A 23,219-nucleotide genomic window follows, 5' to 3' on the forward strand; every position below is an offset into this window, starting at 1 on the left:
CCAAGCTGCGCAGGCTGCCCGCTCAAGGAACGATGCACGAAAGCAGCGGGAGACCGGGAAATCGCTGTGTGTCTGGAACGGTTACGGTACAAGAAGCAAGCCAGAGAACTCCTGCAAAGCGAGGAAGGTTATGCCTTGGCGGTGCGCCGGATGACGGAGCCGGAAAGTGTGTACGGACAAGTGAAGAATAACCGGGGCTACCGGCGGTTTCTGCTTCGAGGGATGGAGAAAGTCACCCTAGAGGTCGGGTGGCTTTCCCTTGCTCACAACCTGGGAAAACAAGCCAAGGTGGACCAAAAACGCCGAGCAGCGATTCTCCAATGACGGGAGAATTGCCTGCTCGGCTAATTTTTGCAACCCATTTTTGCTCGATGAGCTGCCTTGGGTAGTATGAAAACTACTTTTGGGACAGCTCCCTAAAACTTACCGTTAGAGACAGCGTGGAGAACCGTAACAAGTGAGGCGAAATCTCGGAATTTCCAATGAATAGATTATTTTTTATAGAACATACAATATACAGGTACATTGTCGATTTGTGTTTCATTGCTTAAAGTAAATCCAAATTTTTGATACAATTTTATATTTTCTTTATTTTCGGTATCCAGTGCGACTCCATGTGATTTTGTGTCCATATTTACGGAATTCAACAGGTGTTTCAGCAGCACTTTCCCGATTCCTTTGCCCTGATTCTCCGGTTTTACTGCAATCATAATGAGGTAGTGATGCGTCAATGGGGGAGCAACGGATCTTGTGACTTTCATATAGGAATTAAGGAGACTCAAGGTTTGTCCGGATATTTGAAAGAGCAAAGGAATCAATCTCCCTATTAGCAATAATCCTTTCATATTCTGAAGCTTGCTTGCATACGGCTTCTCTACAATGTAAGTACCCAGTAAGCTTTCATTTTCAAAACAACCCCACACCTCTTCATAGAGCAAAAAGCTTTTATCAAACATAAAGGAGACAAAAGCTGACACGCGCCTCCTTGCTTTTCTGTCGAGCACCGAATCGCCAAATAAATGCATGAAAAAGGGATCTTTGGCAAAAGCCCTGCTCATGAGTGATACGAATAAGGGCTTGTCTGATTTTATTAGCTTGGACACTCTGTACGAAGTACTCATGGTTCATCACCAATGTTGCTCATTGTTTTGCCATAATGATCAACGGAGAAGCTAAATAACACTTTAAGCATAAATAATAAGCAGGTGATCAACATATATGGCTTCATATCTGGCAGCATGGGTATACAGCCCAAGCCAATAGACAAGAGGAAACCCGCAACAAATAGTTGTGAATGTCTTCCGATAAGAGCGTTCACGATAAATGCTCCTAAGATCGTATAAGCCCATATCCCTATCGAATAACCAATATCTGTATTTAATAAAAATGCAACAAGTACGATATGAAAGTGTATCGCAATGAATACGATTCGATTCGTTTTTCGTGCGGCATAAAAGTTGCTGGTTGAGTCGGAAAAATTAGCTATGCAGCCAGAGAATATATCGAAAATTAATAATAATGCCAGGGCACTGCGCCACACTGGTAAATTGTCCGTAAGTTCAGGGAATACCAAATATAACGTAGAAGTCAGCAGTACACCAAAAAGCAGTATGGTTAGAATAGACCCCAAACTTTGTTTTTCACCAAAAACATCATGCAAGAACGAAGGAATCCGCAGTTGTTTCATTAATTACACTCCCATCATAAATATAGTTATGTACTAAATAGACTTATTAACTACAAAACAATTATATATATGAAAAAACGATATTTCAATAGTTTTGTACTCGATTTATTGAAAAACTCTAAAATATGAGCTACACTACATGTGGGGTGAAAGAAGATGAACGGATACGAACGAAGGAAACAAAAAAAAATCGAGCAGATATACAGCGTCTCATTTCAGTTATTTTCTAAACACGGTTTTCAGAAGGTCAGTGTGAATGAGATCGCTCAAAACGCGAAGGTATCCCCTGCAACGATTTATAATTACTTTGGGACAAAAGAACAGCTCTATGTCGGTATGCTTATGAATTGGATGGACAAGCAGTTGGAGCAGTATGAGAACATTCTTGATTCAGAGCTCTCTTTTCCCGAGAAGACCAAGGAAATCATGCTGCTGGAGGCCCGAAATTTAAAAATCTTATCAGATGAGTTTCCGAAATTCCCCTCCTCTGAGTTAAATAGATTAGTGCAGACGGTCGAAAGTTATAACGAGCAGAAGGTCATGCAATTTTTTATGAAGTTTGTCGCGCTTGGAAAACAAGAGGGCTTTATTCATAAAGATCAGACAGATGAGATGACTATACTGTACTTTACGATGTATAAGAATGAGCTTGGGCGGTATTGGGCAGCGTCGAACGAAGAAAGCGTATATCGGAATATGGATCAGTGGATGGAGTTATTCTTCTATGGGTTAGTCAGTCGGAATCAAGAGCAGGAGCAGGGTGAAATCAATAACAGCCCCACTAGAGAATGACACGGGCTGACAATGAACAAAATGGGGCTGTCCCAAAAATCATCCCAAAATGCGGAGTGAAAAAGGCCGGGCTCTTTCGGCGAGGCGAATGGCCGAGGTGGAAAGCGTGTTTGGACAAGTAAAGAACAACCGGGGATTCCGGCGGTTTCTGCTTCGAGGCTTGGAGAAAGTGAGTCTGGAGGTCGGATGGCTTCGCTTGCCCACAATTTGCTGAAGAAGCCTATGATGGACGTAAACGGCCAACAGGCCAGTCAAGGATAACCCCTCTTAACCGGCCTGTTGGTTTGTTTTTTGTAGGAGAAGTGCCCTTTAACTACTTTTGGGGCAGCCTCTTGTCTCCTCTCCCCTATTCCGGTTTGTTGGCCGCATTAGAAGGAGAAGTATATCCAGATTGATAATCGGAGTACGTCAGCTGCTGCGCCATCCCGCCAGCGGCATGGTGTAGCTCATGACAGTGAATCATCCAGTTTCCGAGATTATCCGCCTTAAAGGCGACAACGATCTTGTCGCCGGGTTTAACCCGAACGGTATCCTTCATGATCACACTTTCCACTTTAACCCCATTTATCTCAAGAACCTGGAAAAAGTGGCCGTGTATATGCATCGGGTGATCCACCGTGCTTTTATTCTCAAACGTAAGCTTTACATAATCTCCGGTCTTCACCTGAAGCGCAGGGAGCTCTGAAAAAACTTTATCATTGATCGTATACACTTGCCGGTTCCCGTCCATCTTGGAATTCAGCACAGCTGTATATTCCAGCGCAAACTTCTGGACTTTGCTTAAATCCGACTCGGCAGGCTTGCCGTAATGATACAGATCAAACGAGGTGAATTGATCGTCTTTTACTTCCAATTGTTCGCCCTTGCTTCCCGATACCTTGACCGGAATGACCAGCTGATCGTTATACTTATTGTCGTCATGCGCATCAATGGTAAAATCCTTGGGCGAGTTAATCTTCAGCTCGATGTCATAACGCTCTCCCGGAGCGATCGTGACGATTTGATCCTTGAGTACGGCAGGATCAGCGATTTCCTGTCCGTCCGTACTTACCACCCGGAACTCACCGGGAATGCGGATTCCATGTGAGAGGTATCCGGCATTGATCAGGCGCAAGCGAACAGTGTCTCCCAATTTAGTCTCCAAAGGTGTTATGGAAGAGCCCGACTTCCCGTTTACCGTATAAATATTATACATGGAAGCCATCATTTCATCTTCATTCATGCTCCCCGAGCCATGGGCGCCGTGGGCGTCTCCGCCTTCCTTCATCCATTCATCCAAAATTAAGGTATAGTCCTTATCCGGCAGTTCGGATTGCTTCGGCTCCACAATGAGAGCGCCGTAGAGCCCCTTGTCTACTTGAACGGAGCTCTCCTGGTGGGAATGATACCAATACGTTCCCGCCACATCGGCCGAGAACCCATAGGTATACGTTTCGCCAGGCTGAACCGAGTCTTGCGTAATTCCGGGCACACCGTCCATACCTGCGGGTACCGGATATCCATGCCAATGGATGGTGACGGGTACTTGCAGTTCATTTTTCAGCGTTACTCTGACGAAGTCTCCTTGAGTCACCCGAATTTCCTGCCCGGGAACCGTACCGTTGTAAGTCCAGACCGCTTGCGTCACGCCGGGAAACAGCTCCCAATCACTTTCCATCGCCGTTAAAGTAAAGCCTTTAACCGGTTGTCCCGCTTTAGGCTGCGGCAATACCGCCGCTTTCTCCTGGGCAGAGTCTGCAGATGCTTCAGGAGCGGGAGAAGGACTGGGGGGAATGGCTTCCCCCGCAGCGCCCGCTGAATCCGTATCGGCTGTTCCATGTGAACTATGATTCATCTGGAGATTGACTGCACCGGTATCTTCTTGAACCGTTTCATTGGCAGCCGAGCCATTAGAAGCCGAGTATTCATTGAAATAGATACCTGCTGCCGTCCCGCCGATGATCATGGCCAGGAAGAACAGCCATACAAGACTTTTACTGCTCAAGTCTCATTCCTCCTACATCATTCCCATGTTGCTGCCATTGTTCATATTGCCGCCATTGTTCATGTTACCGCCGTTGTTCATGCTGCCGCTTCCCATGTTCATCATGTCCATGTCATCCATCATGCCACCTGAACCGCCCATGCTGCCCGAGTTCATATTGGATTGCATGCCGCCAGGGTTCATATTGGATTGCATGCCGCCCGGGTTCATATTGGATTGCATGCCGCCCATGTACTGCTGCTGCACCCGCATCATATCCTGCTGCAGCTGGTTCATGCGCTGCATCATTTCATTCATTTGATCCATCGGTACTGTTCCGTTTATTGTCCCCTGCATCGTTCCGCCGACCCCGGCAGTTCCGTTGACATGAGTGTTATGAAGACTGTTCGTTGACGTTGCTGTACCGGTGTTATTCGTCAGATTTAGTAAAATGACAGAGATAATTAAACCGACGAAAGAGAAGATTGCCAATTTCAACCAACCATTTGTTTTCATTAGGGAAATCCCTCCAATTGAGCTCGTTGTTTTACTTGCTTTGGTCTTACTTGGACCGCTGATATAGCCGTACGTTTTTGCTAACAGATAATAAATGGAATAGAGCACACCTGCGACGAGAAGGATCAGCAGGGATGCCATATACAGGTTTCCAAAGGCTCCGAGAGCGTTCATTTTGAGTTCCTCCATTTGACGGGCTTCGGCCATACGATAGCAAGAAACAGGGCCCCTGCTATAATAATTGGCAGCATAAACACAAGCAGCGCCGTTGTTATTAGATGAATCGCATACAGTCTCCCCGCTTGGTCATGATGCCCGGCATGCTCACCATTACTTGACAGAACCTCCGTACTTTCCATTGTTCCGGGATTGAACAGATCCGGTATGGTTGCATAACCCAGAACCTCATTGCTCATCATGTCAGCCATTGAGGTATCCATTTGCGACACCTTTTCCGATGGATTGCTCCAGGAGAGGGCCAGCACGAGGATGACTATAACTGCAAACACGAAGCTAAGCTGCCAGAACGGCCGTTTTTGTTTATTGAACATGGGTTACACCTTTCTTCTGCACCGTACGTAGACGCCGCCAGCTATGCTGATCGCAAGTAGAGGGAATGCGAATTGAACGCTCTCATATACTAACCATTGCACATTTGCGTCTTCTTTCACTTGCATGGACAATCCCATCAGGGAGGTTTCCATGGCCTTCATCATCCCCATCATGAAACTCATCGTTTCTTGCTCGGTCGGTCCGAAGCGAAACATCGAGATCAATATGGCGGCGAAGGCATAGAAGAATGAAGGCGTTACCATCCAGATCATTAGCTTAAACCAATTTTTCTTCATCCACATGACGAAGGCCCTCCCCTCTTAGATTATCTTTCCTTTTGTGCCTTTTCTTGGGCCACTTCAATGCGTGGGTCTTCATATAGATGTGCCAGATCACGCTCGCCACAGCTAAATAAGTCAATTTGTCATGAACCCATAGCGCGAAAGCCGTTGCCGCGTGGTTGCTATCCATGAAGAGCCAGATCATCGCTCCGGTAATGATAAAAATCAGCGTGGTAATGAAGGTAAAGAGTCCATAACCGGATGGACCGAATACAAGCCATGGCTTTTTGGTCTTATCCCGTCTCAGGATACGGATCATTTCATAGATGATGACGATCAGGGTCAACAGAACATATACAACCGCGGCCAGTCGGTGCACGATATCCGCCGTGGCAATATCATACTGCATCACCCAACCATACTTCGCTCCCGCCATTGCAATTCCGCTGAGAGCCAAGATAGAGAACACAAGCGCCCATAACCAGTGAAGGATAAAATCAAACTTCATTGCCGGCATCAACCTCAATCCATGTTAGTCTTTTTTCGTTTCCGGTTCATCCGGACCGGCCTTTGCGATCTGATCTTGCTCCTCAATTCGATTGGCTTTAATTTCGTCACCTGTAGTAATGACTGCGCCACTCGAAGAAGCGACCGTTGTGTTATTGATATTTTGCTTCACGTAACTGTACAAGAACGCGATCAAAGCTACGACAAAAAGAATGGTCAACAGCTTTACAAAAAAAGTCAGTATTCCTGCAACGCTCCAAGCGGATACAAGCCCGATCCGATTCGGTTGAAATCCGCCGTTAACCAAGATGCCAAGCAGATACAATACGATGATTACGCCGACAAACGTGGCGGCCAGGACAACAATGGTTTTTAACAGCGGATCGTTGTTAATTACCTGTTTTCCTTTGTTGTATGACTCTTTGAAGTACGCATTTTTAAGCCAAACGGCAAGTCCGACAACAATGCTGATGATTAAAGCGACCAGCAGTAATTGAGTTACAGTGGACAGGATTCCGCCGATAACGCTCCCTGTGCCCCCATATGTCCCCATATTCACCGAACCTTGAACACTTCCGGACATATCCATATCCATCATTTCTTGCTTCTCCTCCTTCTAAAATTAAATATTGTCTTCCGTGTTGGCCGGTTCCGGCCTCGATACAGTCAGGCTTCGGATCATTCCAATTACCCCGACTGTCAATAAGACAATGAACAATACGGAAATCGTTGTCAGGAGACCCGGCATTGGAATGCCCTTGATGCTAAAACGCTGGGATGCGTCGGACACCGTATTGGATGCTTCCGCTGCGGAAAGATTCCGGGCCTGCACAACGGTTTGTTCAATCTCCTGATTGACCCACCGGTTCAGGCTTTCCATTTCCATTACCGTTTGTGCCATCTGATAAATGGCCTTGTTCGTCTGCCGAAGATCGCTCGTTCCGGTGTAGTCTGCTCCTGGGACCTCCGAAACATTAGATAAGAATACATCTTTGGCCTGATTAAGCTTGATATACACGTTGTTAACCGCAGCCTGGCTCTGAACCAGCAGGTTATAACGGTACACAACCGCCTGATAGGTCGGAGCCGCCGATTCAGTTAATCCGGACTGGGCTTCCACCGTTTGATCAAGCTGGTTGACAAGATATACACTTTCGGACAAAAGGTATATGCCTCTCTTGAAATTCTGAACCTGTACCGGATTTCCCGTGCCGGCCTGACCACCGGTTCCACCCGATTCGCTGTTACTGTAAGTTGCCGCGCTCGCCGGAACCATATAAGAATAATCCGACATCAAATCCGCCATTTGCTTGATCGACTGATTGGCGCTCGATACTTTCTTTTTCAATTCTTCAATAGGGTTCTCTTCCGAACCCGAAGCTGTACCGGATTGCGGCATGACCGCGTGCTGACTGTGCGCATTCGTTTCCGCTGCTGTAGTTCCGGAGTTGTTCCAGGATAGCAGACCGCTCTTCGAAGCGAACCATCCGATATATCCAAGGCTGGATAAAATAATGACGATGAGAACGAAACCGATGATGCTGCGAATGGTTTTCAAAATCTACTACTCACCTCCTTTATCAAGAGCATCGATGTCTTTGTCCGTAGCTTTAGGATAGCAATTCACTTTGGGGAAAGTATGAAGAAACCGTGAGGAATGGATGTTTTTTCAACATAATTAAAAGCACAGCCCGGGCGAATGATCCGGATTATAATTCGAATATCGAACCGCTCATCAAGGAATATAAATCGGACCCGGAATCTGTGTATCATACATGGTTTCTGCATAGCAGCGACCGTCTGAAGGCTTTTCGCACGATAAAAAGCGGGTTAAACGACGTGATTCAAGCGATTGAGTCGAGGAGCTTCGGTAATGATTTTACTGGAAGCCGAAGATGCGCATCCCCGATATTTACGAGAATGATGAGCATCAGCTCGCTTTTGGAAGGTTCTTAAAGTCCGTTTCCCAGACTACCCAGGAAAAAACGGTCCTGACGGAAATCATGAACCTGGACCGCTTGCAGATTAAAGGACTGGAGCCGGCCGTACTTCCATCTACTCGGGAATTCTAAGACTGCATGATTTACAATTGTCGCTCGGCAGCCACGATTCCCGGCTGTGCCTGATTTGTCCCGATAACCGGGGAAGGAAGTCCGTGCTCAGCTGCTTCGCCCTTCCCTTCAGCAGGAGAGCGTCCAGCGCATTTCCTACATTCTGTTTTCCGATCTCCGCTCGGATTGCGACGCCATGTGCAAATACGGCAGCTCCTCCGAGGTACTCGATCGCATATCCAGGAATTGCGGCATCCTGTAGCAGAACGTCCCCACAAAAAAAGGAACGGTACAATAGCGGCTAACGCTTTGTACCGTTCCTATTTTCTTTCAGCCGATCAGATCACCGTCTCGCTTCAAGCGAGCGGTTATAGGTGATGATGTGTTCGATCGCCTCGGCGACGGAGTTAGTCACATGAGCCGCTTTCTTTTTAACGTCAGGATGGCCGCCTTTCATCGCAAAGCTGTGGTCCGTCAGGGCAAACATGGAGAGATCATTGAAAGAATCCCCTATGCATGCGACCTCATTCCGGCTCAGTCCCAGCTCCTGCATGATGAACGATAGTCCCGCTCCTTTGCTGACATTTAACGGCATGACATCAAGACAGTCGTTAGCCGAAATGAAGGATTCGATCCGGCCCTCGAACTGATCCTGCAATTCGTCTTTGAGAAGGATTAACTTGTCAATTTCTCCGAAGAATGAATACTTGCAGCTCTTGATTACCCCGTTCTTCAAAGCATCCGCCAAATCTCCGTGATCGGAGCAAGCGGTCAATATGCGCGATTCATAGGGAAGCGTTGCTTCCGACCGATTCTCTGTATAGAAGGAGTCGTCCGTGCAGTGGATAAAGCTCACAAAATGCGGATTCCTGGAAGAAAATTGATGAAGTTCGAATGAGACCTTAGGCTCGAAAAAATAGTCGCTCAACAGCTCCTTGTCCTTTTTGTAAATGGTTGCGCCATTCTGGCTGACCGCAAAATACCGGCCGTGAAATTCCTGCATGAGCAGCTTGATTTCCGAATGCATTCTCCCGGACGCAATGCAAAATTCATACCCTTCTTGAAACGCAAGTTTCACCGCTTCCCAGTCGGTTTCCGTGATTCTGAGCGAATGGTTCAGTAAAGTGCCGTCCAAATCGGAAACAATCAGCTTAATCATCGTTATCCTCCTCCGAGACCGTTAATAATTCCACCTGGAACTCTTTTAGTTTCTCCATCATTTCCTCGCTTGGCTTGCGGTCGGTGATCAACAGATCAATTACATCCAGACCGGCAATTCTAAAAAACATCGGGTCATCAAACTTGGTATGATCCGCCAAGACAATCACTTGCTTCGCCCGTTTAATCATTTCCCGCTTGACTACGCCATCCTCCTCATACGGGTAAGTCAAACCGTCTGAAGTAATTCCGCATGCGCCGAGAAACAATTTATCAACCTGGTAATCGGCCAGCTTATCGATAGTGGATTGTCCATACAGAAAACGGTGCTGATGGTTTAACTCTCCTCCGAGCAGATAGGTCCGGATCGTTTTTCTTCGGGAGAGCACATCCGCGATGTCAATCGAGTTCGTAACAACCACAATATGTTCGGATGTAATATTTTCCGCGGCGTACTGAACGGTGGTGGAAGCATCCATCAGAATACAATCGCCTTCTTTGACCAGGGAAGCTGCATAAAGTCCAATTTCACGTTTTTCGCTGGATTCTCTACTTAAGCGTTCTTTATACTCGTAGACCTCCTTGTGTTTTTTTGGCGGCAGGACGGCTCCGCCATGCGTACGAAGAACCAGTCCAAGCTCTTCCATCTTAAGCAGATCTCGTCGGGCCGTATCCCGTGACACGTCAAACTGTTGGCAAATTTCCTTGATATCAATTCGTTGGTGTTGGTTTAAGTAATCGGTAATCGCGCTGATCCGTTCTTCTTGAAACATGCTAATGTCTCCTTACTGATTCCCTGTTGTCGTGTAAGTGATTGTACAGCATTATTTAAGTCATTACAATTATTTTTCTTACTTCATGCAACATTTCAGAGTCGGAATTCGTTTCTTGCTTCATCCGGGCAAAAAAAATCCGCGCCCGAGGCGCGGATTTCCAAGTCTATTTGTATCAGGTACCGCAAAAGGTCCTGTAAGGACAGGCGGTTTCTTCGGGGGGCGCAGCGTATTCCTCCTGTTCGGGAGAGTACGCGTAGGGATTTGAGAGAGCGCTCAGGAGCCGCTCCATCACGCTCAAGTCTTCTTGATTAACCGCAGCCTCCAGCGCCTCCTCTACCCGATGATTTCGGGGGATTACTGCAGGATTGCTGCTTCGCATGAGCTGATGCGAGGAGGCTTTTGGTTCCTCCTGCCTGTCGAGCCTCTTTTGCCACCGATCGTGCCACTCCGCAAATTCAGCGGCGCCGGACAGAATCGTATCCTGAGGCTGTTCCAGCGTTAATGCGCGGAAAGTGTTGGTGTAGTCCGCACGAGCTTTATGCATCATGTCAAGAAGATCGTCAATCAAAGCTTCATCTTCCGGCTCTTCGTTAAATAACCCCAGCTTCGCCCTCATGCCCGCAAGCCAGTTCCATTGAAACATCGTCGAAAAATCTGAAATGGCATCCTCGGCTATTTTTACAGCCTCGTCTTCATCCTCATGCATCAGCGGCAATAGCGTCTCCGCAAATCTCGCGAGATTCCACGCAGCAATAGGCGGCTGATTGCCATACGCGTAACGGCCATGCAGGTCAATGGAGCTGAATACCGCAGCCGGGTCATACGTATCCATAAAGGCGCAAGGACCGTAATCAATCGTTTCTCCGCTTAGGGCCATATTGTCGGTGTTCATCACCCCGTGAATAAAGCCGACGAGCTGCCATTTGGCAATCAGCGCGGCCTGGCGCTTGATGACTTCCCGAAGCAAAGCCACATAGCGGTTCCCACCAGTCTCCACTTCCGGATAATGCCTCTGCAGCGTGTAATCGGCCAGAGCCTTGAGGTCCCCGGCGGAGCCCCGGCTTGCGGCGAATTGAAAGGTGCCGACGCGCAAATGGCTGGCCGCCACACGGGTCAGAACGGCGCCGGGAAGCACGGTTTCGCGCATGATGGACTCGCCGGTTGTCACCACGGCCAAGCTCCGGGTGGTTGGAATCCCCAGCGCATGCATCGCTTCGCTGATGATAAATTCGCGCAGCATCGGTCCAAGCGCTGCGCGGCCGTCACCCCTGCGGGAATACTGCGTTCGGCCCGAACCTTTGAGCTGGATATCAAACCGCTCGCCGCCGGGGGTGATCTGTTCCCCGAGCAGCAGGGCCCGTCCGTCTCCCAGCATGGTAAAATGCCCGAATTGATGGCCTGCGTAAGCTTGAGCCAGCGGTTCGGCGCCTTCGGGAATCCGGTTGCCGGCAAACACCGCTGCGCCATCGCTGCTTTGGAGCGCCTCAGCGTTTAGCCCGAGCGAGGCAGCCAGCGGACGATTCAGAACGATCAGCTTCGGCGAATTTACGGGATTCAGATTTTGTTTGGCAAAAAAAGATTTCGGCAAGCGGGCATAACTATTGTCGAAATTCCATCCCGCTTCCGGGATTCCTGCTCTCTCAGTCATGTTATCACCATCATTTTTTGGATATTTTCTATTTTCGTTCACAACCAGCACGTAACAGCTCGTTTATTGTTTGCTGCCGTGCCATATATTATCACACAAAAAAGGGTGCACGAAGCACCCTTTTTCCGTCATTGCCTGATTATTGTCTGATGATGAGGATGTCACGAGGCGGTCTGCCTGTGCTTTGAATCAAAGCAATTTCGGCGTTTGTAAGATTTCGTCCCACTACGACCAGGGAAGATGTGACATTGTTAAAGTTGAAATTTCCCAGGTTCGCCACGCTTTGGCTTCCGCGGAACACACGGAACGACCCTTGAAAGTTAATTTGCGAGAACAGCACGAGAGTGACTTGAGATCTCTCCACCACATTTCTAAGCCGGAAGCTCGAGAGAACATTGTTAAACCGAAACGCTCCAAGATCACGAACTGCAACTCCTCCGCGTCTGAAGAGAATCCGGCGAACAGAAAAATTATTACCTGACCAAAGCGCAAGACGTACATCACTATTAGCCAACTGTATCACTCCTTTTCAAAGGTTGATACAGTATATTAACAAGTTCATAGAAACGTATAAGGCAAATAGCGCAGTCCATTCGTTTGTTATTTCCGGTTCCCTGTGCATTAGCCAATAACCGGCGTTATTGAAAGACTTAAATCTTGGGATAATCGACGACAACCACATTTTCCAATAAACCATCCAGCGACTTCACAAATTCCTGATGAATAGGATGCGGTCCATAGGAACGCAGCGACTCCAGATCTTTGAATGTGACCCACAGACCAAGAGTGTATCCATGAATGTTATCCGTTTCCTCTGTCACATTGACGCCTGCGCTTAAATCGGTTATCCCGGGATGCGGTCCCGCAGCGCGAGCAATTGATCCAGCAGCTCCTGCTGTTTGGCGGGTGTAAGGCCGTCATTGAATTTAAAGACGACTAGATGCTCGTACATTATGCAATCCCCCTATATAATGGTTATCCCCTAATGAATCATAAGCAGTTTAATCATATCAGAAATCCTACAATAGGCCTATTTCTAGCGCCTTGATTCATCTTCATCCATGACCCGTACGTAAAAATGCTTTTAAGAAACTTGTATGGAACTTGTATGAGTCTTTTTGCCCGTACCAGAATATCTCACTCACCAGTTGATTACTCCATTTTGTTCATCGCGAAAACCGTCAAATTTCGAGCAGTTTTCTATAAAATATATTGACAAAAGCTAAGTTGGGAATATATTGTAAAAGGTATATACTCGTTGTATAGTTCAACAAAACTAACTCTATACGGGCAAAATTCTCCGAAAGGGAATGACGCAAAGCCATGGATCTACAGTCTCATTTATTTCATGAGACCATGACAGCCAGGTTGCCGAGGAACCGGGATGCGGAATACAACCAGCGTCCTATGTGGTTATTTGTCAACCGACCTGTGCTCAGTCCTGAGTACAGGTTTTCTATTTTCTAGTAATTCTGATCTACCAGTTTCACTTCTAAGGAAAGATAACATTATAAACAATATTTAAATTGTGGGGTGGATCTTTTGAAGACAGTCGCAGATTATATGGCGGAGGCATTACGCAACCTCGGAGTTAAGCATTCTTTTGGCATCATCGGCAAATCCATTTGCCCGATCGTTCTCAAGATGGTGGATTACGGTATTGAATTTATTCCCGGACGACATGAATCCAGCTCCGGATTCGAAGCTTCCGGCTACGCCCTCAAAACGGGAAATCTCGCCGTGGCATTCGGCACATCCGGACCGGGGGGAACCAACCTCATTACCGCAGCGGCCCACGCCAAAGCCAACAACCTACCTGTGCTCTTCATAACAGGGCATCAATCCATTAAAGAGCTGGGTATTCCCCAGTGCCAGGATTCTTCCTCATATCTCGCTGATTTGGCGGAAATGTTCAGACCTGCAACGCTCTTCAGCAAGCTGGTCGAACGCGGCGATCATTTCAGCACTATTTTTAACCATGCTATTTCTGTTGCACTGAGCGGCAAACGCGGACCTGTTCATCTATGCATCCCTTTCGATGTGCAGACAGAGCTGCTGGAAGAATGCCGAATCGTTTATCCTGAACGGGAAACGCTTGTGGATTATGCTAAGGTCAACCGGGTGATTAATGCCATTAACCATTCCAAAAAGCCGCTTATCATTGCCGGTAAAGGGGTTAACCGCTCTGGCTCGCATGAGGAACTGGTTCAATTGGCGGAAACCTTCAATATTCCTGTCGTTACCACTCCCGGCGGCAAAGGCGCCATCGTATGGGATCATCCGCTGTACCACGGTCCGGTCGGTGTCGGCGGCTGCAAGCATGGTGACGATTTACTCAACCATAGCGATTTGTATATCGTGCTGGGTTCCCGCCTGAGTGATATGACCATCTGCAATCTGAAAGCCGAGAACCATCCGGAGACGCTGATTCAGTTCGATATCGACCCTACCTTTGTCGGCAAAATCCTGAACTCCCATACGATTGCGGTCGGCGGTGATGTGCGCGATAATCTGTCACTGGTTTTACAGAGTGTTGACTCCTCCGCGATAACGGAACGGGATACGGAGACCGCCGCTCATTATAAGGAAGAACTGCCCGTCCTGTCTAAACTCTCCCTTGCATCGGTAATGAGCACCATGAGCGACCTGATTCCGGCTAACAATACGGTCTTTGTGGATGATGGCAGCCACGGCTTCAACGCCGTGAAATGGTACAACGTGAAGAAGCCGGGAAGCTTTGTCTTCGACGCCTACTTTGCCTGCATGGGCAACGCAATCGGCATGGCTATCGGAGCCAAGGTGGCCTCCCCGGAAGAAACGATATTCTGCATTACCGGCGACGGCTGCTTTATGATGCTCGGAACTGAAATAAATACCGCCGTTTGCAAAAATATCCCTGTTATTTTCATCGTAGTGAACAATATGCAGCTGGACATGGCTTTAAAAGGAATGGAAAAAACTACGGGCAGAATCGACGGAACGCTCTTTGAAGTCCCAATGGATGCTGTGAAATTTGCCGAATCGCTTGGAGCGGCCGGATTCCGGTGCGAGACCCAGGAACAATTTGCAGCGGCTATTAGCGAAGCAGTAGCTCTTAACCGCGTGGCTGTCATCGAACTATTGACCGATCGTGATGAGGTGCCCCCTACCGCACACCGTGTATTGAATATGAATTAGATTACTAACGTTTAGGAGGCTTCTCATGATAGACAACATCAACAGCGGTCTTAAGCATTTCTCCAACCTTTCCGGCGACTATGGCGCCAAAGCGCTCGCTCCGATTAAAGAGCATTTTCCCGAACTGGCTGAATATATCATGGGCAACGCATATGGCGACATTTTTCAGCGGACCACCATTGCGGCCGATTGGAAAGAGATCGCCGTGATTTCCGCTTTAATTTCGATGGGCCAGTTCGATCAGCTCGGCGTTCATTATGTGATGGCGCTCAGCGTTGGCATGACCGTCGATCAGATCAAGGGCATTTTATTGCATTTGGTTCCCTGTGTCGGTGCTCCGAGAGTTATTACCGCATTTAATGTGCTGCTCGAAACACTTGAGGAAATCCAATAACTATCTCTCCGTCAAAATGTTACACAATTCGACTTTTTATTGCATAAATGAGAAATTTATGTTTATAATCAAGTTAAAATATCCCAATGCTAAGGTGATAATGTCGAATCTTGACGTTAAGAAATAGTTATGAAGGATATTATTGAGTAAACGGCTGTGCAATGCGCAGCCAAAGCGAGACCTGAACTAATAAACTCTGGGAGAGATGAACACATGGGAAAATTTATTTTGAAGACGGATTCGGCCAAAAAAATCATTAATATCGAACTGGAGGGTACTTTCACCGAAGAAGACGGTCTGAAATCGATCCAAGCCTATCAAGAAACGATTAATCCTATTACTCCTTCTGAATATCTGCTGGATATTGATTGCAGAAAGCTGAATGTAACCGCTCCTGATGTCGTGCCGCTTCTTGAAGGCTGCTTCTTGATGTTCAAGAAAGACGGCTTCGATAAAGTGAAACTTACGCTTGAAAGTAATCCTGTTCTCAAAATGCAGCTGGCTCGACTGGGCCGCAAAGCGGGACTTGAAAACCTGGATATCATCAGCCTGTAAGTTTCGAAGCGAGTTTTGTACGAAGTTGAACCAAGATGCGCCGCTCACAAAACTTTTAGGAGGACTCATATGGCTGGGATTCGTATTAAGGACATCGATATCTATCATCCAAGCAAAAGGATTGGCAACGACTTTTTCATTCAGCATTTTGACGAAAAAGGCATTGATATTCGTGGACTTCTCGCAGCTCTCGGCCGTGAAAACCGTTACAGCATCGACAATGAGGAAGAGAATTCCCTGACGATGGCTTTTGAAGCAGCGAGCAATGTTCTGGAGAAGACCGGTCTTACCGGTGCGGATATCGACCTTATCGCTTACGCGAGTCAGACTCCTGAATATATCTTCCCTACCAACTCATTAATGATTCACCGGCTGATTAACGGCGCCTCCCATACGATCTGCATCGACAGCAATGCGAACTGCGCAGGAATGACAGCTGCCTTCGAACAGGTTAGCCGTCAGATGATAGCCAATCCGAGAATCCGCCGCGCTCTGGTCATCGGCTCTGACCATGTTGCGCCGCATGCCGACAAGAACGATCCGGTCTACTATGCCAACTTTGGTGACGCGGCCGCAGCAGTCATTCTGGAGCGTGATGAGAATTCGGTTGGCTTCATTGATTCCATCTACCAGACCGATACTTGTGTCTACGGCAACTCCATGTTCCCGGCTGAAGGTCTGGCTAATGTGGGGCGTACTGGTGTCGGCGCCGGAGATTTCAATGTTAAATTCATTCCCTTTGACGACTCGATCTGCGTGGACGCCGCTTCGGAGTCCATCAACACCCTGCTAAGCAACAATGAAATCGCACCTGAGTCGATAAAGGTGGCTTGCTTCTCGCAGCTCTCGCTTCCCAACATTAAGGCGGTATCGGGCAAAACCGGTATCGACTCCGATGCAGCCGTCTACATCGGCGATGAATTTGGCTATACCTCGACAAGCAGCCCTTTTATTGCCCTGCACCGGGCAGTAACCACGGGCTTGCTTGAACGCGGAGACAAGCTTCTGTTCTGGACGGTCGGTGCCGGATGGCAAAACGTAGCTTTTGTGATGGAATATTAAGTTACACAATCAATTGAACGGCACGAGAACGGCCCGTATGCAAATATCGCATACGGGCAGTTTTTTATGCATATCGATCCCAATTTTCCCACAAAAAGATAATTACCAATGTCAAATTAAGTAACACTTCAATCTAAATAACATAAAAAACCGCATTAAAATTAATTATTTTAAATTTTTATGTTATTATTATTGACATTACTTCAAAAGCTAATTATATTGGCTTTATAAGATTATTGGCGACTCAAATAAGAGTCGCTCGGAGCAGAACGAGTCCACCCGCACAACGCTGTGACCGGATGACTTGATGAACTGCCACTACTTAAATTGAAAGTCAGTCACAATGATGTGGCTGCATTGGCAACGGGGCCGATTAACGAAATCCGCATGAATGCGGGTTCTGTCAGTCGGCCCTTTTTTGCCTGCACATGAACTTTGAAGGAGGCGATGTCACCGAGAAATGAATTGCAGCGTCCCCTACGCCGCCGCATGTGCCAAATCAAAACAATGGTTAACCAATAAAAGGAGGAAGTTAGAGATGGAAGCTAAAGGATTTCGTAAGGCCGGTCATTCCCCGAGTTTATTGTCCGCTTTCCTGTATTTTGATGTAAGCTTTATGATTTGGGTGCTGTGCGGAGCTCTGTCGCTCTACATTACCAAGGATTTCGGCTTATCCGATACCCAGAAAGCTACAATGGTCGCGATCCCGATTCTGGGCGGTTCGGTGTTCAGGATCCCGATGGGAATCCTGGCAGACCGCATTGGCTGTAAAAAAGCGGGGCTCACCGGAATGGGCCTTACCCTCATCCCTCTTGTTTGGGGTTGGCTCGGCGGAACCAGCCTGCAGCAGATTCATATGATCGGCTTCCTGCTCGGTTTTGCGGGTGCAAGCTTTGCGGTTTCGCTTTCCCTGGCCAGCCGCTGGTACCCTCCGCAGTATCAGGGACTTGCGATGGGCATTGCCGGAGCGGGCAACAGCGGAACGGCGCTGGCTACCTTTTTCGGGCCGCAGATCGCTCAGGTTTACGGTTGGCACAATGTTTTTGGTCTTGCCATGATCCCGCTCATTCTGGTTATGATCGTGTACGCTATTTTGGTTAAAGACGCTCCGAACGCTCCTGCACCTAAACCGCTTAAAGATTACCTCAGTGTCTTCAAGCATGCGGATACTTGGTGGTTCTCGATGTTCTACGCGATTACTTTCGGTGGTTTTGTCGGATTCGCCAACTATGCAAGTATCTTCTTCTATGACGTGTACGGCGACAACGGACATCCCGGCGGTTTAACCAAAGTACAGGTAGGTTACCTGGTTACCATTACCGTCATTGCTGGCAGCTTCTTCCGGCCTCTGGGCGGATGGATCGCAGACAAAATTGGCGGTATGCGTCTCCTCGTGATTTTGTACAGTGTGGTTTCCGTATGCGCCTTTGCAATTGCTACCATGCCTTCTTCATTCCTTGTGATGCTTCTTTATACCAGTGTAATGATGGCCTGCCTCGGTATGGGGAACGGATCGGTATTCCAGATCATCCCTCAGCGTTTCTCCAGTGAAATCGGAGTCATTACCGGGATCGTCGGCGCGGCAGGAGGTTTGGGAGGCTATTTGCTGCCTACATACATCCTCGGGCCGCTGAAGCAATCGACAGGTTCGCAGGTCACCGGATTCCTGGTTGTCGGCTCGATCGTGCTGTTGACCACCCTTATTTTTTATGCAGTAACGCGTTCCTGGAGAAAATCCTGGGCGAAAGCGGAATCCGGCGTCAATTTCTAAGAATAAAAGAGAACTTCGGTGGGGGTGAACTTTCATGACAACGACAAAAGTAAAAAGTGTCTGCCCCTACTGCGGCGTCGGCTGCGGAATCGTACTTGAAGTGTCCGGTAACCGCGTTGTCAAGCTCACCGGCGATAAAACGCATCCCGCCAATTTCGGCAGATTGTGCACCAAAGGCAGCACGGCCGCCTTGGCTATTACTGAATCGGGGCGTATGGAATACGCATATATCCGTCAGGAGCGAAAAGCTCCGCCCGTTAAAGCTGGCATGAATGAAGCCATTACCGGTACGGCCAAGCGGCTGCGCGCCATTCTGGACGAACACGGCCCGGACGCCCTCTCCTTTTATGTCTCGGGTCAAATGTCCCTGGAGGCTCAATACCTGATCAACAAGCTGGCCAAGGGCTTCATAAGAACGAATAACATCGAATCCAATTCACGCCTTTGTATGGCGAGCGCCGGCAGCGGCTACAAGCTGTCGCTAGGAGCGGATGGGCCTCCAGGGTCGTATCAGGATATGGATAACACTGATTTATTCTTTGTAATCGGAGCGAATATGGCCGATTGTCATCCGATTCTGTTCCTTCGGCTGATGGACCGGGTCAAGGCGGGAGCGAAGCTGATTGTCGTCGATCCCCGCCGGACCGCAACCGCGGAGAAAGCGCATCTGTTCATGCAGATTAGGCCCGGAACGGACCTCGCCCTACTTAACGGACTGCTGCATCTGTTAGTGAAGAACGGCAATACCGATCCGGATTTCATCGCCGAATTCACTTCGGGCTTTGAGCATATGCCGGAATTCCTGGAAGATTACTCTCCGGACAAGGTGGCCGAAATTACAGGAATCTCCGAAGCGGATATCCGCCAAGCCGCTGAATGGATCGGGAGAGCACCGAATTGGATGACCTGCTGGACCATGGGCCTCAATCAGAGCACGCATGGCACCTGGCACACGAATGCCATCTGCAACCTGCATCTAGCTACAGGAGCCATATGCCGTCCGGGCAGCGGCCCCTTCTCTCTCACCGGCCAGCCGAATGCCATGGGCGGCCGGGAGATGGGATACATGGGGCCGGGCTTGCCCGGTCAGCGCTCCGTCCTTAGCGAAGCCGACCGAAAGTTTATTGAGGAGATGTGGAAGGTTCCTCAAGGCACCCTCCGCAGCGAGGTCGGCACCGGCACAGTGTCCATGTTCGAAAGCATGAAATCCGGCGATATCAAAGCCTGCTGGATTATCTGTACGAACCCGGTGGCCACAGTCCCCAACCGGCAGAACGTCATTGCCGGACTGGAGGCTGCGGAGCTGGTCATTACACAGGATGCGTTTCTGGATACCGAGACGAACCGGTTCGCGGATATCCTGCTCCCCGGCGCCTTATGGGCCGAGGGTGAAGGTGTGATGATCAATTCCGAACGCAACCTGACCTTAATGCGGAAAGCTGTCGATCCGCCCGGAGAAGCCCTGCCCGATTGGCAGATCATTGCCTGGGTTGCTTGTGAAATGGGCTATTCGGAAGCTTTTTCCTATGCGTCCTCGGATGAGGTCTACCGGGAAATCCAGCAGGCGTGGAATCCGAAGACCGGTTATGACATCCGGGGAGCGTCTTATGATAGGCTGCGTGAGACGCCGGTTCAGTGGCCTTGTCGGCCGGATGGCGCAAGCGACCGCAACCCGATCCGCTATCTGAGCGGTGAAGCTGTTGGTACGACTGCGCTTAAAGAGCCTGCGGACAGCAGCGCTCCGCGTATTCTCTTCCCGACTGAAAGCGGCAAAGGGATCTTCTGGGCGCGTCCCTATATGCCGCCGGCGGAATTGCCGGATGGCGAATATCCCTTTGTGCTGAATACCGGCCGTTTGCAGCATCAATGGCACACGCTGACCAAAACGGGGAAAGTTCCAACGCTGAACAAATTGAACCCGGGACCTTTTATTGAGATACACCCGGAGGATGCGGAGATGCTCGACATCAAGGATCAAGATCCGGTTGAAATTCGTTCGAAGCGCGGGCAGGCCATTCTTCCCGCTTTGGTTTCAGACCGGGTACGTCCGGGGAACTGCTTCTCCCCCTTCCACTGGAATGATGTGTTCGGAACGAATCTTGCGGTAAACAATGTTACCAATGATTCGGTGGATGCCCTCTCCCTCCAGCCCGAAATCAAATATTGCTCCGTCTCGTTAGGCAAAGCAGCGGTTCATCCGTCAGCGGGGCAAGATAAACAGCCTAACGAAATTGAAACCCGGTACCAACCGGACGCTGTAACCGTCAATCCGAAGGAGGCACTGTACATGGCACAACTGGATACGCTTGAAAACGTGTTGGGCCTTCAATCCCCTAAAGCCGTGACACTGGATCTTCATGAGCAAGCCTATCTGTCAGGCTTCATCACCAGTCTGCGCGCCGGGGATTCGCAATCGGCTTCCGGCATTCCGGTTCTGCCCCCCGCTGCCCCGATTGAACCGATGAAACGCCATTGGGTGGATGGGCTGCTGGCCGGGATGTTCTCCCGCAGCCCCCTTCCCGATGAACAGACGATTTCCAGCCTTGAAGCGGCGGCCGCTGCGGGACCAGAGGATGCGGGAGGACTTCCTGTTACCATTCTCTGGGCGTCGCAGACCGGAAACGCGGAAGGTGCTGCTATCTATTGCGCTAAAAAATTACAGGAGTCAGGCTCTAATGTAAGACTCGTAAATATGAACCAATATTCCGTACCGGATCTGGCCGGGGAACGCTTCGTCCTGTTCATTGCGAGCACCTTTGGAGCGGGAGATCCCCCGGACAACGGCGCAAGCTTTTTCCAATCCCTGCAAGCAGATAATGCATCCCGTTTGACCAAGCTGCGCTATGCCGTTCTCGCCTTAGGCGATTCGAGTTACGATCAGTTTTGCGGATTCGGACGGAATCTGGACACCCGTCTGGCCGAGCTTGGCGCGGAGCGGCTTATGGACTGCATGCATTGTGATACGGATTATGAGGAGCAGGTTGACACGTGGTTAGACACTGCTTCTGTAATCTTATCCGAGTATGTTGACGGCCCGGAGGGACCGTTGTCTTCGGCAGGTGCCGCTTCGGTGCCGGTTCAGACTGCCGGACCCGGTGCGTCAACCCAAGTTGCGGAACCCGCGGGCTATCACCGGAATCGCCCGATTCAGTCGCGCATCCTGTTTAATCGCAGGCTAAATAAAGAGGATTCCGAAAAAGAAACCCGTCATTACGCTTTCGATCTCCGAAATACCGGTCTATGGTATGAAGCAGGTGACGCACTGGGTGTATGGCCGACGAATTGTCCCGAGCTTGTTGCCGAGCTGCTGCGTACGCTCAATTTGGAACCGTCCACCCCGGTTACGGTCAAAGGACAGGGAGAATTGCCGATTGGCGAGGCGCTGCTCCGCCACTACGAGATTGCCCGTATTCATCCGGAAATGCTCCGGTTTATCCGGGACCTTTCACACAGTGAACGTCTGAATGAACTGCTTCAAAGTGAAAACCAGGCAACCTTGAAGGATTGGCTGTGGGGGCGCCAACTGATCGATGTGCTCAAGGAATTTACGGTATCGATCAGCGCGGCGGAGTTTACCCTACGGCTCAAGCCTTTGCAGCCCCGCCTCTACTCGATTTCATCGAGCCCAAAAGCAAATCCGGATGAGGTCCATATCACGGTTTCCACCTTGCGTTACGATTACATGGGCAACCCCCGAAAAGGCGTATGCTCCACCTTTCTTGCCGACCTCGCCACAATGGATACGGAAATTCCGATTTTCATTCAGAAAAACGGGCATTTCTGCCCTCCGGCGAATCCGGACACGCCGATGATCATGGTCGGACCAGGTACCGGAATCGCTCCATTCCGCGGCTTCCTGCAGGAGCGCCGGGCGACCGGGGCCAAGGGCAAGAATTGGCTGATTTTCGGCGAACAGCGTGAGGATTGCGATTTTTACTTCAGAGATGAACTCGAAGCTTTCATGAAGGAAGGCTTCCTCGATCGCTTGGACACTGCTTTTTCCCGCGACCAGGCTGATAAAATCTATGTCCAGCACCGCATGCTGGAGCATGGCTCGGAGCTCTGGGCATGGCTTCAGGAGGGCGCCCACTTCTATGTGTGCGGAGATGCCACTCAAATGGCCAAGGAAGTCGATGAAGCGCTGAGAGCCGTTATTCAACTGCATGGCGGAATGAGCGCAGATGAAGCTAAACATTATGTGCATGAGATGTCGCTGGGCAAGCGGTATCAGCGGGATGTTTATTGATAAAGGTTCCATTTCTGCAGCTAAGAAAAGACCGTTACCCTAACGGTCTTTTCTTGCTGCTTGGAATATGCGAAAATCAATCT

23 protein-coding genes, 1 pseudogene and 1 riboswitch are annotated in these 23,219 nt (G+C 49.1%); of the genes and pseudogenes, 10 read left to right on the plus strand and 14 right to left on the minus strand.

From position 1 onward, the window contains the following. A partial coding sequence (locus G5B47_RS00005) for a transposase (protein ID WP_206107156.1) occupies window positions 1–324 on the plus strand: 324 nt, incomplete at its 5' end. Between the two features lie 167 nt (window positions 325–491). Here G5B47_RS00005 and G5B47_RS00010 read toward each other — a convergent pair. After that, a complete protein-coding gene (locus tag G5B47_RS00010; RefSeq protein WP_328804397.1) occupies window positions 492–1,103 on the minus strand; it encodes a GNAT family N-acetyltransferase in 612 nt (203 codons plus the stop codon). 14 nt (window positions 1,104–1,117) lie between these two features. Beyond that, window positions 1,118–1,687 (minus strand): hypothetical protein, encoded by a 570-nt coding sequence (locus G5B47_RS00015; RefSeq protein ID WP_165093127.1) that lies wholly within the window; start codon window positions 1,685–1,687, stop codon window positions 1,118–1,120. Between the two features lie 156 nt (window positions 1,688–1,843). Here G5B47_RS00015 and G5B47_RS00020 point away from each other — a divergent pair, with 156 nt between their 5' ends. Together G5B47_RS00020 and G5B47_RS25430 are read left to right on the plus strand one after the other, a co-directional pair. Beyond that, window positions 1,844–2,479: a TetR/AcrR family transcriptional regulator gene (locus tag G5B47_RS00020; protein ID WP_165093128.1), complete on the plus strand. Its 636-nt coding sequence runs from the start codon at window positions 1,844–1,846 to the stop codon at window positions 2,477–2,479. Between the two features lie 61 nt (window positions 2,480–2,540). Beyond that, a pseudogene (locus tag G5B47_RS25430) lies at window positions 2,541–2,740 on the plus strand (transposase); the annotation flags it as partial. A gap of 85 nt (window positions 2,741–2,825) precedes the next feature. Here the strand turns inward: G5B47_RS25430 and G5B47_RS00030 are convergent. From G5B47_RS00030 to G5B47_RS00060, 7 genes are read right to left on the minus strand one after another with little or no spacing between them, the layout of a single operon-like run. Next, window positions 2,826–4,463 carry a multicopper oxidase family protein gene (locus G5B47_RS00030; protein WP_165093129.1) on the minus strand — a complete coding sequence of 546 codons (1,638 nt, stop codon included), beginning with the start codon at window positions 4,461–4,463 and terminating at the stop codon, window positions 2,826–2,828. Between the two features lie 12 nt (window positions 4,464–4,475). Beyond that, the gene (locus G5B47_RS00035) at window positions 4,476–5,147 is read right to left on the minus strand and encodes a DUF4175 domain-containing protein (protein ID WP_165093121.1); all 672 of its coding nucleotides are present in this window, start codon (window positions 5,145–5,147) and stop codon (window positions 4,476–4,478) included. Continuing rightward, window positions 5,129–5,509 carry a hypothetical protein gene (locus G5B47_RS00040; protein ID WP_165093131.1) on the minus strand — a complete coding sequence of 127 codons (381 nt, stop codon included), beginning with the start codon at window positions 5,507–5,509 and terminating at the stop codon, window positions 5,129–5,131. Before G5B47_RS00040 ends, G5B47_RS00035 begins: the two co-directional genes overlap by 19 nt. A gap of 3 nt (window positions 5,510–5,512) precedes the next feature. Then, the gene (locus G5B47_RS00045; protein ID WP_165093132.1) at window positions 5,513–5,812 is read right to left on the minus strand and encodes a hypothetical protein; all 300 of its coding nucleotides are present in this window, start codon (window positions 5,810–5,812) and stop codon (window positions 5,513–5,515) included. Beyond that, window positions 5,787–6,299 (minus strand): cytochrome b/b6 domain-containing protein, encoded by a 513-nt coding sequence (locus tag G5B47_RS00050; RefSeq protein WP_165093134.1) that lies wholly within the window; start codon window positions 6,297–6,299, stop codon window positions 5,787–5,789. Before G5B47_RS00050 ends, G5B47_RS00045 begins: the two co-directional genes overlap by 26 nt. A gap of 24 nt (window positions 6,300–6,323) precedes the next feature. Then, window positions 6,324–6,896 (minus strand): hypothetical protein, encoded by a 573-nt coding sequence (locus tag G5B47_RS00055; protein ID WP_165093136.1) that lies wholly within the window; start codon window positions 6,894–6,896, stop codon window positions 6,324–6,326. Between the two features lie 24 nt (window positions 6,897–6,920). After that, window positions 6,921–7,856, minus strand: coding sequence for a hypothetical protein (locus G5B47_RS00060; RefSeq protein ID WP_165093137.1), 936 nt, complete (start codon window positions 7,854–7,856; stop codon window positions 6,921–6,923). Between the two features lie 337 nt (window positions 7,857–8,193). Between G5B47_RS00060 and G5B47_RS25435 the strand changes: the two genes are divergently transcribed. Beyond that, the gene (locus G5B47_RS25435) at window positions 8,194–8,370 is read left to right on the plus strand and encodes a hypothetical protein (protein ID WP_235950012.1); all 177 of its coding nucleotides are present in this window, start codon (window positions 8,194–8,196) and stop codon (window positions 8,368–8,370) included. 322 nt (window positions 8,371–8,692) lie between these two features. On the opposite strand, the gene G5B47_RS00070 is transcribed toward G5B47_RS25435, so the two are convergent. From G5B47_RS00070 to G5B47_RS25440, 5 genes are all read right to left on the minus strand, one after another. Further along, entirely contained in the window at window positions 8,693–9,508 is an 816-nt protein-coding gene (locus G5B47_RS00070; RefSeq protein ID WP_165093139.1) for an HAD family hydrolase, read from the minus strand. Then, a complete protein-coding gene (locus tag G5B47_RS00075) occupies window positions 9,501–10,280 on the minus strand; it encodes a DeoR/GlpR family DNA-binding transcription regulator (RefSeq protein WP_165093140.1) in 780 nt (259 codons plus the stop codon). Before G5B47_RS00075 ends, G5B47_RS00070 begins: the two co-directional genes overlap by 8 nt. A 175-nt stretch (window positions 10,281–10,455) precedes the next feature. Beyond that, a complete protein-coding gene (locus G5B47_RS00080) occupies window positions 10,456–11,931 on the minus strand; it encodes a protein adenylyltransferase SelO (RefSeq protein ID WP_165093141.1) in 1,476 nt (491 codons plus the stop codon). A gap of 139 nt (window positions 11,932–12,070) precedes the next feature. After that, window positions 12,071–12,445: a hypothetical protein gene (locus tag G5B47_RS00085; protein WP_165093142.1), complete on the minus strand. Its 375-nt coding sequence runs from the start codon at window positions 12,443–12,445 to the stop codon at window positions 12,071–12,073. A gap of 136 nt (window positions 12,446–12,581) precedes the next feature. Continuing rightward, a complete protein-coding gene (locus tag G5B47_RS25440; protein ID WP_328804398.1) occupies window positions 12,582–12,752 on the minus strand; it encodes a Dabb family protein in 171 nt (56 codons plus the stop codon). A 458-nt stretch (window positions 12,753–13,210) separates the two neighbouring features. After that, window positions 13,211–13,307, plus strand: a riboswitch (cyclic di-GMP riboswitch). 157 nt (window positions 13,308–13,464) lie between these two features. Between G5B47_RS25440 and G5B47_RS00095 the strand changes: the two genes are divergently transcribed. From G5B47_RS00095 to G5B47_RS00120, 6 genes are all read left to right on the plus strand, one after another. Further along, the gene (locus G5B47_RS00095) at window positions 13,465–15,108 is read left to right on the plus strand and encodes a thiamine pyrophosphate-binding protein (protein WP_165093143.1); all 1,644 of its coding nucleotides are present in this window, start codon (window positions 13,465–13,467) and stop codon (window positions 15,106–15,108) included. A gap of 25 nt (window positions 15,109–15,133) precedes the next feature. Beyond that, on the plus strand, window positions 15,134–15,502 hold the full coding sequence (locus tag G5B47_RS00100) for a carboxymuconolactone decarboxylase family protein (RefSeq protein WP_165093144.1): 369 nt from the start codon (window positions 15,134–15,136) through the stop codon (window positions 15,500–15,502). A 213-nt stretch (window positions 15,503–15,715) separates the two neighbouring features. Further along, the gene (locus G5B47_RS00105) at window positions 15,716–16,057 is read left to right on the plus strand and encodes a hypothetical protein (RefSeq protein WP_165093145.1); all 342 of its coding nucleotides are present in this window, start codon (window positions 15,716–15,718) and stop codon (window positions 16,055–16,057) included. Between the two features lie 69 nt (window positions 16,058–16,126). Continuing rightward, on the plus strand, window positions 16,127–17,119 hold the full coding sequence (locus G5B47_RS00110) for a 3-oxoacyl-[acyl-carrier-protein] synthase III C-terminal domain-containing protein (protein WP_165093147.1): 993 nt from the start codon (window positions 16,127–16,129) through the stop codon (window positions 17,117–17,119). 538 nt (window positions 17,120–17,657) lie between these two features. Beyond that, window positions 17,658–18,890 carry a nitrate/nitrite transporter gene (locus G5B47_RS00115; protein WP_165093148.1) on the plus strand — a complete coding sequence of 411 codons (1,233 nt, stop codon included), beginning with the start codon at window positions 17,658–17,660 and terminating at the stop codon, window positions 18,888–18,890. Window positions 18,891–18,924: 34 nt separating this feature from the next. Then, complete coding sequence (locus G5B47_RS00120; RefSeq protein ID WP_165093150.1) at window positions 18,925–23,136, plus strand: sulfite reductase subunit alpha; 4,212 nt, start codon at window positions 18,925–18,927, stop codon at window positions 23,134–23,136. The last annotated feature ends 83 nt before the right edge of the window (window positions 23,137–23,219 follow it).

The organism is Paenibacillus apii, assembly GCF_011043685.1.
Taxonomy (GTDB): Bacteria; Bacillota; Bacilli; order Paenibacillales; family Paenibacillaceae; genus Paenibacillus_AQ; species Paenibacillus_AQ sabinae.